Genomic DNA, 15,364 nt, shown 5'->3' on the forward strand with positions numbered 1-15,364 from the left:
CATCGTCCACTGTGACCAGATCCATAACGCCCGGGTATTCGAGCCTCTTTCCCCAGCGCAACTCGCGGGCGGGCCGATTCTGGTAGCGTCGCGCCGCCAGGTCATAGCGATCGATGCACCATTCACTATTCAGGTACGGGCCGGTACGCTGCAAATTACTGGCGGCATAAAGCCCGATTACCGGTGTGCCCACACTGGTTGCCATATGCACCGGTCCCGAGTCCGGCGACAGCAGCACGTCGGCGCGTTCGAGCAATGCCAGCAATTGCTTGAGGGTGTCCTTGCCGATGAGATCGATCGGCGTGTTGCGCATGTGGCTAGTGATGGCGGCGCCGAACTCCCGCTCCGCGGCGGTGCGCCCGCCGCAAAGTGCGACGCGCATGCCCAGTTTTTCGATAGCGTAGTCCGCCACCGCGGCGTAACGTTCCGACGCCCACGCGCGAGCCGAGCGCGTAGAGCTGGGACTTACGATCATGGTGGGCTGCGTGCCCGGCAGATGCGACTCGGCAAATTCCCGGTCCGCAGGCGCGATCGGAATATCCCAGCGCACCACGCGATCGCGCAGGCCGAGCACCTTGAGGAAGTCGAAGAAGCTATCCACTACGTGCTGTCTGGGGTCAGGCGGCAGCCGCTGATTTATGAACAAGCCCTGCAGGTCTCTGGCGCGCGCGCGGTCATAGCCCAAGCGTACGTCCGCGCGCACGAGGGCGCTCACCAGGTTCGCGCGCAGCGACGCCTGCGTGTGAATCAACACATCGAATTGTCGGCCGGCAAGCCGCCGCCGCACGTCTCGTCGACCTTTCGAACCAGCGCCCTTGTCGTACGTGATGAACTCGACGCCGTCCAGGTCGCCGACCAGTTTCATGCCGGGCTGACCGACAATCCAGGTGATCGACGTCGCGGGCCAGAATTCCTGCACGGTGCGCACGATCGGCACCGCGTGGACGACATCGCCGACGGCCGACAGCCGTAGCAGGCAGATCGATTCGGGCGGCGTAACCAAGGGGAGTTTCATTTCCAGTGGCGGTAAGTCGGCGGTGATGGACTATCGAGAAAGACGGCACGCGCCTGCGACGGCATACGTTCCTGTATGCCATAAACATCCCTGTATGTCCCTAACAAAGCGTTGACCTAATCCGAGGGTTTCTTCAAGGTACAGTCGTAAATTGAACGTCCGATACGGTTTGATTGCCGTTGTCGGCAATGGCTATCACATCCATCGTATACAGGATCCCGGGTTTCAGGAACGTAGCAGGTACGTCGAAGCTTGTGGTATCTCCAGGTAGATCGACCACCAGCGCTATGCTTGACTCTTCTTCTTCAACTGCCAATCGTACGGCTTCGGCATCCGGTATTTCCTCCCACAGCGCGGTGAATCCTGCTGCCGAAACTCCGTAGCTGTCCTCCGTCGGGAAGGCAATCACAGGCGCAGGTAGCAGCCGATATGACAGCTTTACCGAACTTCGCAGCGTGCAGTGTGACGTTGTCGTTGCGGAAAATCGATATTGGCCCGCCGGATACGCTCGCATAAGTTCCGCAAGTGAGGGCTCCGGGGTATCGAACTGAAAATCGGCCTGACCGATGTTGCGCCCGTCTTCGAACTCTGCATCGATATCAACCATGCCCCCGGGGCCTGTGATCTCGACCTTCGTCAGTCCGTCTTCAAGTCCTCCGGCCAGGATCAACTGCGCATCAACATCAGTGCTGTTGAAGACGGCGTACATTTCGGAGTCTTCGAGCTCCGGCTCAGGACAGGGCTTGCCTCCAGCCAGCGCCATGCCGCTGACCAGGCATAACATGGTGCTCAACGCAATCGATTTAGCGGGACGACGAAACGATCTAGCATTAGAACGTTTTTTTACCCCGATGCCAAATAAGTGCACTTCGTTCATTTGATGTTCTCCGTTCGTTGTTACAGTTAATACTATAGCTTCACCACAGTTACGCTTTGCCCGTTAACGGCATTCGTCCATTCCAGGTTCGGGTTAGCCAGCGAGGGACGTCATGGCTGACGTGATGCTGATGCCGCCAGTGATTGGCAGTTACACACGAGCGTCCATTGGCGCTATGACGTAGGTGGAGTTAAACCCCGCGATCAGCGGCAAATACTTAAGCCGAAACACGCCTATTGGCGGAATGACGCGGATATGCCATCGCGGACAGTCACAGCTGCGACCTGCGGCATCACGATGGTTAAACCATCAGAGTAAACAACCTAAGCCCGCGCGGACCGCGGGCGGGCGTCTAAGCCGGGCTTCGGTGAACCTTCGCAACGTCGGCCAGATGCGGCCGTAGCGCGCGCACCATCTCCTTGAATGGCTTGGGGCTCGCCGCCAGGACATTGCCGGTATTCACGAAATCCTGGCCGCCCGACATGTCGCCGACCATGCCACCGGCCTCCTGCACCAGCAGCACACCGGCGGAAAAATCCCACGGTTTCAAGCCGAATTCCCAGAAACCGTCCAGGCGTCCGCAGGCCACATAAGCCAGATCCAGCGCGGCCGAGCCCGCGCGGCGCACGCCGGCGGTGTCCGGCAGCAGCGCTTTCAGGGTGGCGAGATAAGCGTCGAGATTCTGATCCGGACGATACGGAATGCCGGTGCCCAGCAGCGCGCCGGAGAGTCCAGCGGCCTGACTGACACGGATGCGACGGCTGTTAAGGGTCGCGCCCGCGCCGCGGAAGGCGGTAAACAATTCCTCCTTGAATGGATCGTAGACCACACCCAGCTGCGGCCTGTGCCTGTGATCCAGCGCGATCGACACGGCGTAGTGCGGGAAGCCGCGCAGAAAATTGGTGGTGCCGTCCAGCGGGTCGATGATCCATCGGTACTCGTCGTCGCCGTGCGCGCCGCTTTCTTCCGCCAGGATCGCGTGCCTGGGGTACGCGCGGCGGATCACGTTAATGATCTCGCGCTCGGCTAAGCGATCGACCTCTCTGACGAAATCGTTACGCCGCTTGCCGGCGACGGAAACGCTGTCAACTCTATTGATATAACGGATAATGATATGGCCGGCGGCGCGAGCGGCGGCGATCGCGATGTTGAGCAGGGGTTGCATGGCACGTATCTTGGGCGGGATACGTAGAATAACAGACGCATCAGGCTTTGTAAGGCGGCGGCGAAGTTCAATGGGTTATCGATCAACGCAAGAGGTTCGTCAGGCGCTGACTACAAAGTTTTGTCGTTCGTGAATATCCACGCGCCCCGTCGCGGTTACGCTTTGTTCGCTTGGGCGCTTGCATTCGTGGCCGTGCTGCATGCAGTTCCGGCCCGTGCGCGGGACGCGCTGCCGAAGTGGCCGTTGATTGGGCCGCTGCAGACCCGCAACCTCTCTCCATTCAGTTTGTTGCGCATGGACTTTATGCCGCCGCCGGCCGCCGCCGGTCAGCGGCCCGGCTGGGATCTGGATGCGCGACTTACGCACGCCAACAGCTTCGTCAAGAGTGAAAACGTCAAGAACTATCTTCGCGCGCGCGGACAACCCAGGACGCTCACGGCGCAGGACGTACAGGCGCTGCTGGCCACACCGGGCGATGTGCTCTACTTCGATGGCGAGATCACCGCGCTGGATCTGACCGCGCGCTACGTGCATGACCGGCACTGGACGGGTTACGTCAACCTGCCGCTGCTTTTTTACGGCGGGGGCATTCTGGATGACGCAATCGACGGTTTCCATCAGGCGTTTGGCTTCACGTCGGCGGAGCGGGATCTGGTCGCGGACAACGAGTACCAGGCCGTTATCCGTCACAGCGGCGACACCCTGGTGCTGCTGGATGCGCCCTCCGGCGTGCAGGTCGGTGATCCCGTGCTGGGTGTGCGTTTCGCCTCTGAATTCGCGAACGAGGCGTTCGCCATTATCGAGGGCGCGGTCAAGCTTCCGGTCGGCGATGCCGATAACTATGTGTCCAGTGGTGCCGTGGATTACGGCCTCCAGCTCACCCTACAGAAACAACTGGGCCGGCATGGCTTGTACCTGAGTGTGGCGCACCAATGGCTGGGTGAGGCGAAGCGGTTCCCGAACGCCTTTCGAAGCCAGGCGTCGGAGGCGAGCGTGGCCTATGAATTCGGCTTCACGCGCCACACCGCGACGGTGTTGCAAACGTCCTGGAGCAAGACCGCCTTCAAGACCGGCAGCGGACCGTTTGCCACTGACGAGTTGCTCGCGAGCTTAGGTGTGCGCCACTGGCGCGGCAACGTCGCCTACGACTTCTCGATCACCCGGAATTACGGCAATTACGAGAACACGCAGGACATCGCCGCAACCCTGGGTGTGAGCTGGCTGCTGCCGGGCAATCCCGTCAACCCTCCCATAAATTAGGGGGCGCGTCGCGTCGCGCGCTGACTGATGCAGGCTTTGCAAAAAATCCGCATTGTGCTGGTCGAGACCTCGCATCCCGGCAATATCGGCGCCGCGGCGCGCGCCATGAAGACCATGGGCCTTGCGCGGCTGTATCTGGTGCGGCCAAAGTATTTCCCCGACGCGAGCGCCGTTGCCCGCGCCACCGGCGCGGAGGATATTCTGCACGGCGCGACTATCTGCGCATCGCTGGACGAAGCGCTGCGGGATACGACTTTCACTGTGGGCACCAGCGCGCGGCCGCGTAGCCTTCCCTGGCCCGGGCTCGACGCGCGTGGCGCCGCCGACCGTCTCATGGCCGAGTCTTGCACGGGGGAGAGCGCGCTCGTGTTCGGCCGCGAGCGCAGCGGGCTCACCAATGAGGAGCTGGCGCGTTGTCATTGTGCCGCGACGATTCCCTGCGATGCAAGCTTCGGTTCGCTCAACCTGGCCGCGGCCGTCCAGGTTTTCTGCTATGAAATGCTGATGCGCGTGCAGATCACACGCGCAACCGAAGCTGCGCGACCGGAAGATATGCCCGCGCCGGCGCAGGAACTCGAGGCATTTTATGCGCACCTTGAAGGCACGCTGATCGCGCTGAGTTTTCTAGACCCCGCCAGTCCTCGCCACCTAATGCACCGGCTGCGACGTCTGTTCAACCGCGCTCGCCCGACCCGCAACGAAGTGAATATTCTGCGCGGCATCCTTACCGCCACAGGCGCCCGTCCGCCGGCCTGAAATCCGCTGTATGTTATAGTGCGGGCATCAAGTTATGGCTACCCGGAACCATGCTTAAGCGGCTGAAAGAAGACATCAACTCCGTATACGAGCGCGACCCGGCCGCGCGCAGGTTGATCGACATCATTGTTGCGTATCCGGGCATGCACGCGCTGTGGCTGCACCGGCTGAACCATGCCCTGTGGCGGCGCGGATTCAAGTCGATCGCGCGATTTTTTTCGCATCTGGCGCGGGGCTTGACCGGTATCGAGATTCACCCGGGCGCGCGGATCGGGCGACGCTTTTTCATCGACCACGGCATGGGCGTGGTGATCGGCGAGACCGCCGAGATCGGCGATGACTGCACGCTTTATCACGGCGTCACCTTAGGCGGCACAAGCTGGGAGCACGTCAAGCGTCATCCAAGCTTGCGCGATAATATCGTGGTCGGGGCCGGCGCCAAGATCTTGGGGCCGGTGGTGATCGGCTCGGGCGCGCGCATCGGCTCGAACGCGGTGGTGCTCAAAGACGTACCCGAGGGCGCGACGGTGGTCGGGATTCCTGGCCGCGCGGTATCGGCCGGCCACGACGAACTGCAACGCCGCCGTCAGGAGATCGCCTGCAAGATGGGTTTCGACGCGTATGGCACCACCCAGGACATGCCGGATCCGGTGGCGACCGCGATCAACAGCATGCTGGATCATATTCATCTGCTGGATAGAAAGCTGGAGGAAACCTGTCACGAGGTCAAGAAACTCGGCGGCGTGTTGGACGACGCGCCCTTGCCGGAAATCGAGCAGCATATCGAGCCGGTCGAGCCCAAGCAGACCGCGCATCGGAACAGCTGACGTGTCACGGGCTTCGCACCAGCGCGGCCTGGCGTTCAAAGGAGCCTGAACATGGATATGACCAACCGCACGCGCTACGCCATAGCCGCCATGCTGGACCTGGCCCGCGCGGTGCAGCCGGTGCCGTTGTCGGAGCTTGCGCGGCAGCAGGCGATATCGCGGGGCTACCTCGATAAACTGCTGGCGCGCCTGTGCGCGCGAGGGTTGCTGATGCGCAGCGCCGGGGTGGAACATGATTTCTGGCTCGCACGCCCGCCTGCCGAGATCGCGCTGGCGGAGATTGTTGCGGCTGTACACGCTCGCAGCGATCGATGCCGGCGCCGCAACAAGGCGCGTGGGTGGTGCGCAACTCGTCGTCCTGGGCATTATCTGTGGGACGCGCTGAACCAGGGGGTCGCGGATTTTCTCGCCGGCATCAGCCTTGCCGATCTGCTGACGCGGGAACATGTGTTTGGCACCCTGCCGCGCGCCCGCAGGCCCAGGTTGCGCGCGGTGCCCAGCCCGGCAGTCGAATGACCGTTTCCACGCGTGCCAGGCATGGTGCGAGTCGTTCCTGAAACCAGTGGCGCCGGCAAATGTCCAAATAAACCTGGATTCGCGGCCTCATAAGCGGCTTTGAATTATTAACTATGCATGCAGGTGCATTAACGAGGTGTTCAAGCGATGGCGATTACACTTACCGAAGCGGCGGCCAGCCGCGTCAGACGTTATATCGAAAAGCGGGGAAAAGGCGTGGGCTTGCGGGTCGGCGTCAAGAAAACCGGCTGCTCAGGCCTTGCTTACGTGGTCGATTACGCGGACGACGTACGGGCGGGCGATACGGTGTTCGAGGATAAGGGCATCAAAGTGGTCATCAATCCCGACAGTGTGAGCTACCTGGACGGCGCGGTCGTGGATTTTGCGCGGGAAGGTTTCAACGAAAGCTTCAGGTTTACGAATCCAAACGAAAAAGATCGTTGCGGCTGCGGCGAAAGCTTTCACGTCTGAGCGTGTGAACGGCCCTGCCGGTTATGCGCAATGATGACAAAGACGACCGGGACCGGCCGTTCAAGCGCCAGTCGCATAACCCGCTATAAAATCTAAAGCAACAAATTAAAGAAACGAGGCGCTGCGAGCGCGCGTCCCCGCGTTGTACAATAAGCCGCTTGTACAATAACGATTGCACGATAACCCCGCTTTACAATAAGAAACACACAAAGCACACGTTTCACACCGCTGGATTCCGTGGAGTCAATGCATGGCCGAACAAACCCTCTCCATCATCAAGCCCGACGCCGTCGCCGCCAATGCGATCGGGGAAATTTACAGTCGCTTCGAGCGCGCCGGCTTGCGCGTGGTGGCGGCCAGAATGCTGCACCTGGACCGCGAACAGGCCGAAGGTTTTTACGCGGTGCACAGCGAGCGACCGTTTTTTAAGAATCTCGTGAAGTTCATGACGTCGGGGCCGGTGATGGTGCAGGTGCTGGAAGGGAATAACGCGGTGGCCAAAAATCGCGAAGTGATGGGCGCCACCAATCCGAAGGACGCCGCGCCTGGCACCATCCGCGCGGACTTGGCAACGAGCATCCAGGAAAATGCGGTGCACGGTTCGGACGCCGCGGAGACCGCGCGCACGGAGATTGATTTCTTCTTCGATGTGGCCGACATCTGCCGGCGCACGCGGTGAGCCCCGTAGCAGGCACTATGCAAGCCACAAAGCTGAACCTGCTGGGCCTGCCACGCCCGCGCCTGGAAGAATTTTTTGAGGGCTTGAACGAACCGGCGTTTCGGGCCACGCAGTTGGTCAAGTGGGCTCATCGCCAGGGCGTGACCGACTTTGACGCTATGACGGACCTGAGCTTGAAGCTGCGTGCGCGGCTGCGCGAAACAGCGGAAATCGCCACGCCCCAGTGCGTCGACGAGCAGGCGTCCGCGGATGGTACCGTCAAGTGGCTGCTGCGGCTCGATGACGCGAACGCGATCGAGACCGTGTTTATACCCGAACCCGGCCGCGGAACCTTGTGCGTTTCGTCGCAAGTCGGCTGTGCGCTGGATTGCACATTCTGTGCGACCGCGCGGCAAGGCTTCAATCGGAATTTGAGCGCCGCCGAGATCATCGGACAGTTGTGGTTCGCCCGGCGGGCATTGCAGGGGCGGCCGGATTGCAGTGCCGGCGTGACCAACGTGGTGTTAATGGGCATGGGTGAGCCTCTGCTGAATTTAGATAACGTGGTCGACGCGATGCACCTGATGATTGACGACCACGCCTACGGACTAGGGAAGCGCAAGGTCACCTTGAGCACCTCTGGTGTGGTGCCCGCGCTGGACAAGCTAAGGTACCGCATCGACGTGAGCCTGGCTGTGTCGCTGCACGCGCCAGAGGATGCGCTGCGCGATCGGCTGGTGCCGCTCAATCGCAAGTATCCGATTCATACCCTGCTGGCGGCCTGCCGGCGATATATCAAAGATAAAGACCGCAAAGCGGTCGTGACTTTTGAATACGTGATGCTGGACGGCGTCAACGATTCGGAAAGTCAGGCCGGGCAGTTGGCGCGTCTGTTGCGCGACATCCCCGCCAAGGTCAATCTGATTCCGTTCAATCCTTTTCCCGCGGCACTTTACCGGCGTTCCAATGATGCCTCCATCGATCGCTTCCGGAACGTGCTGCAACGCCACGGTATCGTGACCGTCACGCGCCGCACGCGCGGCGATGATATCGATGCGGCCTGCGGACAGCTGGCCGGTCGCGTGCATGACCGCAGCCATCGGCAACAACATTTCATCCGGCTGGCGGCGCGCATCGGCCGCGAGCAGGGCGCGCCCGCATAATGCATACGGTGCGCGCGTTAGCGTTATCGATGGCGGTGCTGGCAATCGGCGCCTGCGCCTCGACGGGCTCAGGGTCAGGCGCCTACGTGGAGCCAAACGAGGAGGCGGCCTCCATCAACGTCAGTCTCGGCGCGCAGTATCTGAGCCGGGGCGAACTGAACCTCGCCAGCGTGAAACTGCAGCGCGCGCTGGAACAGGATCCCGATCTCGCCACGGCGCACTGGACGTATGCGCTGCTGCAGATGCGCCTTGACCGCGCCAAGCTGGCGGAGCAGCACTTTCTTCACGCGCTTGCTCTCGATCCGGGTGATTCCCTGCCGCACAACGCCTACGGCACTTTTCTGTGCGACAGGGGCCGGCTGTCGGAAGCGCAGACGGGGTTCAACAAGGCGCTGAACGATCCGCTCTATGAGCAGCCCGAGACCGCGCTCACCAACGCCGGTGTTTGCGCGCTGAAGGCGTCGGACGAGAAACAGGCGGAAGACGCCTTTCGCCGGGCGCTGGCCAGAAATGCCACGTTCATCCCCGCGCTCTACGAGATGGTGCGGCTGACCTACGACCAGCAGCGCTATGCGCAGACCCGGCAATACTTGCGCCGGTACGCGCAGGCGGCTGGCCACACCGCGCACACTCTGTTGCTCGCCGTACGAACCGAGTCCGGGCTTGGCAACCGCGATGCCGCCCGCGCCTATGCCGCGCGCCTGCAACAGGATTATCCAAAGTCCCGGCAAGCCGCCCGCGTGGCCGAGATGGAACGGCATGGAATCTGAGCCGGCGCGAACACTTGCGCCAACCGATGGGGAAATCGTCGCGCTTCAGCCCGCCGGCGCGGGCGAGACGCTCAAGTCCGCACGCACGCGCCTTGGCATGAGCCTGGAGCATGTGGCCAAATTGTTATGCCTGCCGACACAGATCGTGGTCGCGCTGGAAGACGAGGACCACGAGGCACTGCCGGCGCCTGTGTACGTCAAGGGATATTTGCGTACTTATGCCCGCGCGCTGGAAATCGCCGAGCGGAAGATCATCGAAAAATACCAGGCGCTCGGTGTCCGCGAGCACGAGCTGCGGGTGGCCGATGCGGTCAACGAAGGTCCGCCGAATTCCATTTCCGTAGGGCTTAGCGCCGGTGCGGTCGCGCCGGTGTCGGTGGCGTTGTCCGCGCTGTGGTGGGGCACGGAGCAGCGGGAAATTGCAAAGGAAGCGAGCATCGATCAGGCCGCGCTCGCGGCGAGCGAATCGCGGCCGCTTACTCGTGCCGGGACTCGTGACGGGTCGGCGCTGCAAAGGCCGCGGCAAATCGAGCGCGATCCGGCACGCCAGCAGGCGGGGGGCAACCGCGCCGCGGACGAGAACCGTATAGCTGGAAGTAGCATCACCGGTCAGCACCAGAATCGCGCTATCGCCCGGAACAATAAGCTACCCGGAGATCGTCAAGTGACCGACGGCCGTGGCGCCGCACTGCCGCGTGAATCAGACGCCGCGAGTCTGGAAGCGCCCGCGGCGCGGCTGAATCCGGATACCGGCTCGCGCGGTAACGCGGCAATAGCGGATTCAGCCAACGCGCGTGCGCCTGAATCAGCCGAGACCGTGGCGGGGGCCGCCACGCGGGACGACAGCCAGGTTCCGCCGGATGATGACGCGGGCTCCAGGGCCGCCGCTGCGCATGATCAGCTTGCTCTGCGCTATCGGGACGACTCCTGGACGGAAGTCACGGACGCCAGCGGCAAACAGCTGATGTACGGCATGGTGTCGGCCGGGGAGGCGCGCAGCGTGGCCGGCGAGGCGCCGTTCGAGGTGCTGCTGGGTCGTGCGTCGAGCGTACAGGTCACTATTAACGACGAAGCGTTCGACTCTTCACCATTTGTGCGCACCAACGAAACCGCGCGGTTTACCGTCGATACCAGCGCCGGCCAATAAGCCCCGCGCCAGTAAATCCTAGTCATTAAAATACAGGGCATGCCCAAACGCATTCAGTCGATCCGCGGCATGCACGATATTCTGCCCGCGCGCAGCCCCGCCTGGCAGCACCTTGAAGCCACCTTCCGGAAATGTTTCGCGGCATATGGCTATCAGGAGATCCGACTGCCCATCGTGGAGCCCACCGAGCTGTTTACGCGTTCCATCGGCGAGGTCACGGACATTGTCGAAAAGGAGATGTACACCTTCGCGGACCGCAACGGCGACAGCTTGACCTTGCGGCCTGAGGGCACGGCCAGTTGTGCGCGCGCCGGTATCGAACACGGACTGCTGCACAACCAGCAGCAGCGACTGTGGTACACGGGGCCCATGTTCCGTCACGAACGCCCACAGAAAGGGCGTTATCGTCAGTTTCATCAGGCCGGCGCGGAGACGTTCGGCATGGCGGGACCGGACATCGACCTCGAACTAATCGCGATGAGCGCGCGCCTGTGGCGGATGCTGGGGCTCGATGCGTTGCGGCTGGAGATCAATTCGCTGGGCACCAGCGCGGCGCGCGCGGCGTATCGCGAAAAGCTGGTCGAATATCTCTCGGCGCAGGTGCTGGACGCGGAATCCAGACGCCGTCTGGATGATAATCCGCTACGTGTGCTGGACAGCAAAAACCCGGAGATGTGCGAGGTGATCGCCGGCGCGCCCAGTCTGCTGGATGCGCTGGATGGTGAGTCCGCCGCGCATTTCGAACAGCTGCGCGGCTTGCTCGATGGCGCCGGCATCGTTTATAAGACAAACCCGCGACTGGTGCGCGGACTGGACTATTACTCGCGCACGGTGTTCGAGTGGATATCCGACGACCTGGGCGCGCAGGGTACCGTGTGCGCGGGCGGACGTTACGATCGCCTGGTCGAGCAGCTGGGTGGTCGCCCGACACCTGCCGCGGGCTTCGCTATGGGTCTGGAGCGTATCCTGGATCTCATGGATACACAGTCGCTTGTGCCCGAAATGCCGGATGTATACTTCTGCGTGGTCGGGCCGGCGGCGGCGCGTGAGGGTCTGGCGCTGGCCGAACGGCTGCGAAACGAGCTGCCGGAGATACGGCTGATCGTCAATGGCGGCGACGCAAGCCTGAAAGCGCAGCTCAGGCGCGCCGACAAGGCGGGCGCGCGACTGGCATTGATCCTCGGCGAAGACGAGATGGCCGCGAACACCGTGGCGATCAAGTATCTGCGTGAAGATCGCGCGCAAGCTGCGGTGGCGCTTGGCGATTCACCGCGTCTGCTAAGGCAGGCACTCGCACGCTCTGCCTCTCTATAATCAACAGAATTAGTGTTCAGGAGCAATCGTTGGCTTCATATCATACCGATGAAGAACAGGTCGAAGCGCTGAAGCGCTGGTGGAGTGAAAACGGGCGTTCGGTCGTAGCCGGCGTCATCATCGGCGTCGGTGCGCTGGTCGGCTGGCGCGGCTGGACAGCATATCAGAACGGCCAGGCCAACGCGGCGTCCGTGCATTACGCGCAGTTACGCGCGGCGACGCTCAGCGACGACGCGCAGGGGATCGAGACGGCCACCAGGGTTCTGCAGGAGTCTTATCCTTCCACGCCATACGCCGCGCTGGCAGCGCTGTCGTTGGCCAAGGTCAAGGCAGACGCTGGCGATCTGGAAGCGTCCGCCGCGCAGTTACGCTGGGCGGCCGAGCACAGTTCCCAGGAAGTGGTTCAGGCCGTGGCTAACCTGAGGCTCGCGCGAGTGCGAGTGGCGCAAGGCGATAACGACGCCGCGCTGACCCTCGTCAAAGGTGATTTCCCGGCCCCGTATACATCGCTGGTCGAAGAGATTCGCGGCGATGCTTATGTTGCCAAAGGCAACCTCGACGCGGCCAGGGAAGCGTACGATCGCGCGCTGTCGGCCGCCGCCGGCGGTACCGAATACCTGCGCATGAAGCGCAAGAATCTGGGTCAGGCGCCGGAGTCCGCATCATGACCGGCGGTGCAGGAATGCGGTGGCTTGAATTTGCACCATGCTGCGCGACCCTGCTGTCGATCATCCTCGCCACCGCCTGCGGCACGGTGGAAGAGACGCGCGTGCCGGCCGAACTCAAGCAAGTAAATTCCACACTATCCGTCGAAGACAAGTGGCATCAATCGGCCGGCAGCGGTGTGGACGAGCGATACCTTAAACTCAAGCCCGCGCTCGCGCGCGGCAGGATATACGTCGTCGATGCGAAAGGAACGGTGAGCGCCCTGCGCGTCGGCGATGGCGAGTCGATCTGGCAAGTCGCCTCGGACGACGGGGTTATCGCAGGTCTGCAGCGCGGCGACGGCCTGCTGTTTCTGGGCACGGAGGACGGCGCGGCGATCGCGCTGCGGCAGCGCGGCGGCACGGAGGTCTGGCGCAAACAGCTAGGCGCCGAGGTCGTGGCGTTGTCCGAACCCGATCTGGGGGTCATCGTGGTGCGCACTGCCGACAGCCGCCTGCATGGTCTGGACGTCGCCAGTGGCGAAATTCTCTGGCAGACCGGGCGTACGACGCCGGTGCTGAATCTGCGTGGCGCCAGCCGGCCGTTGATGGACAGCGGTCGCGTGGTGGTGGGATTCGATGACGGCAAGCTCGTGGCGGTGTCGGCCGATCGCGGCAACGTGCTTTGGACAACAACCATTTCCAATCCTACCGGCAGCTCCGAGTTGGAGCGGCTGACGGACATCGACGGCGAGATCAAGGTGCTCGACGGTATCGTGTATGTCGCGAGCTTTCAGGGAAGCGTCGCGGCGGTAACTTTGAGCGAAGGGCGCACCCTGTGGTCACGCGAGATTTCGTCGCACATGGGCCTGGACGTAGATGCGGAAAATGTCTATGTCACGGATGCGGACAGTTACATCTGGGCGCTAGAGCGGATCAGCGGCGCGACCTTGTGGGAGCAGGACAACCTCGAATACCGGGAGGTGACCGCGCCGGTCGCCATCGACGACTATGTGCTGGTCGGCGATCTCGAAGGCTATGTGCACTGGTTGTCCAAATACGACGGCCGCTTCGTCGCGCGCACCACGATCGCCAGTGCGGGCATCCTGTCGACGCCGGTCGTAACCAACGAGACCGCTTACGTGCTGGACCGCGGCGGGGTCATCGCGGCGCTGCAAAGTGAGCAACAGCAATCGCAGCCGCCAGTCGATGACTCCCGGGGTGAAAAGGACGGGCTGGAGGCGCTGGAACTGGAGCCGTTTCCCGAGGAAGGCGCGTCATCGCCGCCGTAATCGCGGCGCGCCGCGAAGCAGGGGGCCGATGACGGCGGGGCCGCGTGTAACAACCCACGCACCGCGGTCATGAGACCTACCATCGCACTGGTCGGACGTCCGAACGTCGGCAAGTCAACCCTGTTCAATCAGCTTACGCGCACGCGCGACGCCCTGGTGGCGGACGCGCCCGGTCTCACGCGCGACCGCAATTACGGTCTGGCGACGCTGGGTCCGCGCCAGTGCTGGGTGATCGATACCGGCGGGCTCGAAGGCGAACGGGAGGCGCTGGATAAAGCGGTCACGGAACAAACGCTGGTCGCGGTGAACGCGGCGGATGCGGTGGTGCTGCTGGTGGATGCGCGGGCGGGGCTGACCTGCGCCGACGAAAACATTGCCAGTCAGCTTAAAAAAGCGGGGCGCCCGTTGCTGGTCGCGGTCAACAAGGTCGATGGTCTGGACGCCGCACAGGTCAGTGCTGAATTTCACCGTCTCGGCATCGCGCCGCTGATCGCGATCGCAGCGGCCCACCGGCATGGTCTCGCAGCGCTGACGGCGGCCATTCTCGCCAGGTTTCCGATTGGTGAGGATGACGCCGAAGCGAAGCGCGCGGATGTGGCCGGCGGCGGCATCCGTATCGCGCTGATCGGCAGGCCCAACGTCGGCAAGTCCACCCTGGTCAACCGCCTGCTCGGCGAACAGCGGGTGGTGACCTCACCGGAGCCGGGGACCACGCGCGACAGCATCTCGATCCCGTTCGAGCGCGATGGTCGGCGCTACGTGCTGGCCGATACGGCGGGTGTGCGCCGCCGCAGCCGCATCGAGGAAGCGATCGAGAAGTTCAGCGTGATGAAGTCGCTGCAGGCCATTGACTCCGCCCAGGTAGTCGTGGCCGTGCTGGACGCGCACCTGGGGGTGGCTGAACAGGACGCGAGCCTGCTGGGGCTGGTCCTGGAGACAGGGCGCGCCCTGGTGATCGCCGTCAACAAATGGGACGGCCTGGATCAGGACCAGCAGCGCTGGGTGCGGCGCGAATTGGATCGAAGGCTTAGCTTCGTGGACTTCGCCGAACGTATCATGATTTCCGCGCTGCACGGCAGCGGAGTGGGCAAATTGATGAATGCCGTGCGGCGCGCACATGCGTCGGCGATGATCGATGTATCGACCCCGATACTGACACGCCTGCTGGAACAGGCGACCTCAGTTCACCAGCCGCCGCTGGTCGCGGGCCGACGAATCCGGCTGCGCTACGCGCATCAGGGCGGCAACAATCCGCTGACTCTGGTGATTCACGGCAACCAGACGGGCAAGCTGCCGGGTGCGTACAAGCGCTATCTGATGAATTACTTTCGCGAGGCGTTGCGTTTGAGCGGCACGCCGGTGCGGCTGGTGTTCAAGACGGGCGAGAATCCCTACGCGGGCCGCGTCGCCGGCGCCCGGCCGCATGATAAAAGCCACGGTCGGCGCTCCGGACGTAGCGTAAAACGCGGATAAAAAAGACCCGCGATCG

The 15,364-nt window shown here is 62.8% G+C and carries 16 protein-coding genes; 13 read left to right on the forward strand and 3 right to left on the reverse strand.

Annotated elements, in window-relative coordinates; translation table 11 throughout:
* The 3 genes from H0V34_02185 to H0V34_02195 all read right to left on the reverse strand — a co-directional run.
* Nucleotides 1–1,015, reverse strand: a 1,015-nt coding sequence (locus tag H0V34_02185; GenBank protein MBA2490543.1) for a glycosyltransferase family 9 protein, incomplete at its 3' end; no start/stop codon positions are given.
* Nucleotides 1,016–1,148: 133 nt separating this feature from the next.
* Nucleotides 1,149–1,892, reverse strand: coding sequence for a hypothetical protein (locus H0V34_02190; protein MBA2490544.1), 744 nt, complete (start codon nucleotides 1,890–1,892; stop codon nucleotides 1,149–1,151).
* Between the two features lie 352 nt (nucleotides 1,893–2,244).
* Nucleotides 2,245–3,057, reverse strand: coding sequence for an inositol monophosphatase (locus H0V34_02195; GenBank protein MBA2490545.1), 813 nt, complete (start codon nucleotides 3,055–3,057; stop codon nucleotides 2,245–2,247).
* Nucleotides 3,058–3,186: 129 nt separating this feature from the next.
* Here H0V34_02195 and H0V34_02200 point away from each other — a divergent pair, with 129 nt between their 5' ends.
* The 13 genes from H0V34_02200 (at nucleotide 3,187) to der (ending at nucleotide 15,348) form a co-directional block, all read left to right on the forward strand.
* Complete coding sequence (locus H0V34_02200) at nucleotides 3,187–4,317, forward strand: DUF3187 family protein (protein ID MBA2490546.1); 1,131 nt, start codon at nucleotides 3,187–3,189, stop codon at nucleotides 4,315–4,317.
* Between the two features lie 27 nt (nucleotides 4,318–4,344).
* On the forward strand, nucleotides 4,345–5,073 hold the full coding sequence (locus H0V34_02205) for an RNA methyltransferase (protein MBA2490547.1): 729 nt from the start codon (nucleotides 4,345–4,347) through the stop codon (nucleotides 5,071–5,073).
* Nucleotides 5,074–5,123: 50 nt separating this feature from the next.
* On the forward strand, nucleotides 5,124–5,900 hold the full coding sequence (gene cysE / locus H0V34_02210; protein ID MBA2490548.1) for a serine O-acetyltransferase: 777 nt from the start codon (nucleotides 5,124–5,126) through the stop codon (nucleotides 5,898–5,900).
* A gap of 51 nt (nucleotides 5,901–5,951) precedes the next feature.
* Complete coding sequence (locus H0V34_02215; protein MBA2490549.1) at nucleotides 5,952–6,416, forward strand: Rrf2 family transcriptional regulator; 465 nt, start codon at nucleotides 5,952–5,954, stop codon at nucleotides 6,414–6,416.
* Between the two features lie 147 nt (nucleotides 6,417–6,563).
* Entirely contained in the window at nucleotides 6,564–6,887 is a 324-nt protein-coding gene (gene iscA / locus H0V34_02220) for an iron-sulfur cluster assembly protein IscA (protein MBA2490550.1), read from the forward strand.
* Nucleotides 6,888–7,137: 250 nt separating this feature from the next.
* Nucleotides 7,138–7,566: a nucleoside-diphosphate kinase gene (gene ndk / locus H0V34_02225; protein MBA2490551.1), complete on the forward strand. Its 429-nt coding sequence runs from the start codon at nucleotides 7,138–7,140 to the stop codon at nucleotides 7,564–7,566.
* Nucleotides 7,567–7,583: 17 nt separating this feature from the next.
* Nucleotides 7,584–8,708, forward strand: a complete 1,125-nt coding sequence (rlmN, locus tag H0V34_02230) for a 23S rRNA (adenine(2503)-C(2))-methyltransferase RlmN (protein ID MBA2490552.1) — start codon at nucleotides 7,584–7,586, stop codon at nucleotides 8,706–8,708.
* The gene (gene pilW, locus H0V34_02235) at nucleotides 8,708–9,478 is read left to right on the forward strand and encodes a type IV pilus biogenesis/stability protein PilW (GenBank protein MBA2490553.1); all 771 of its coding nucleotides are present in this window, start codon (nucleotides 8,708–8,710) and stop codon (nucleotides 9,476–9,478) included. Before rlmN ends, pilW begins: the two co-directional genes overlap by 1 nt.
* Nucleotides 9,468–10,625, forward strand: coding sequence for a DUF4115 domain-containing protein (locus tag H0V34_02240; protein MBA2490554.1), 1,158 nt, complete (start codon nucleotides 9,468–9,470; stop codon nucleotides 10,623–10,625). The genes pilW and H0V34_02240 overlap by 11 nt, the downstream gene beginning before the upstream one ends.
* Nucleotides 10,626–10,664: 39 nt before the next feature.
* Nucleotides 10,665–11,939, forward strand: coding sequence for a histidine--tRNA ligase (gene hisS, locus H0V34_02245; GenBank protein ID MBA2490555.1), 1,275 nt, complete (start codon nucleotides 10,665–10,667; stop codon nucleotides 11,937–11,939).
* Nucleotides 11,940–11,968: 29 nt separating this feature from the next.
* Entirely contained in the window at nucleotides 11,969–12,607 is a 639-nt protein-coding gene (locus H0V34_02250) for a tetratricopeptide repeat protein (GenBank protein ID MBA2490556.1), read from the forward strand.
* Nucleotides 12,604–13,875, forward strand: coding sequence for an outer membrane protein assembly factor BamB (gene bamB, locus H0V34_02255; protein ID MBA2490557.1), 1,272 nt, complete (start codon nucleotides 12,604–12,606; stop codon nucleotides 13,873–13,875). The genes H0V34_02250 and bamB overlap by 4 nt, the downstream gene beginning before the upstream one ends.
* Before the next feature lie 69 nt (nucleotides 13,876–13,944).
* Nucleotides 13,945–15,348, forward strand: a complete 1,404-nt coding sequence (gene der / locus H0V34_02260) for a ribosome biogenesis GTPase Der (GenBank protein ID MBA2490558.1) — start codon at nucleotides 13,945–13,947, stop codon at nucleotides 15,346–15,348.
* Nucleotides 15,349–15,364: the final 16 nt, after the last annotated feature.

It is taken from the genome of Gammaproteobacteria bacterium (assembly GCA_013696315.1).
Classification (GTDB): domain Bacteria; phylum Pseudomonadota; class Gammaproteobacteria; order JACCYU01; family JACCYU01; genus JACCYU01.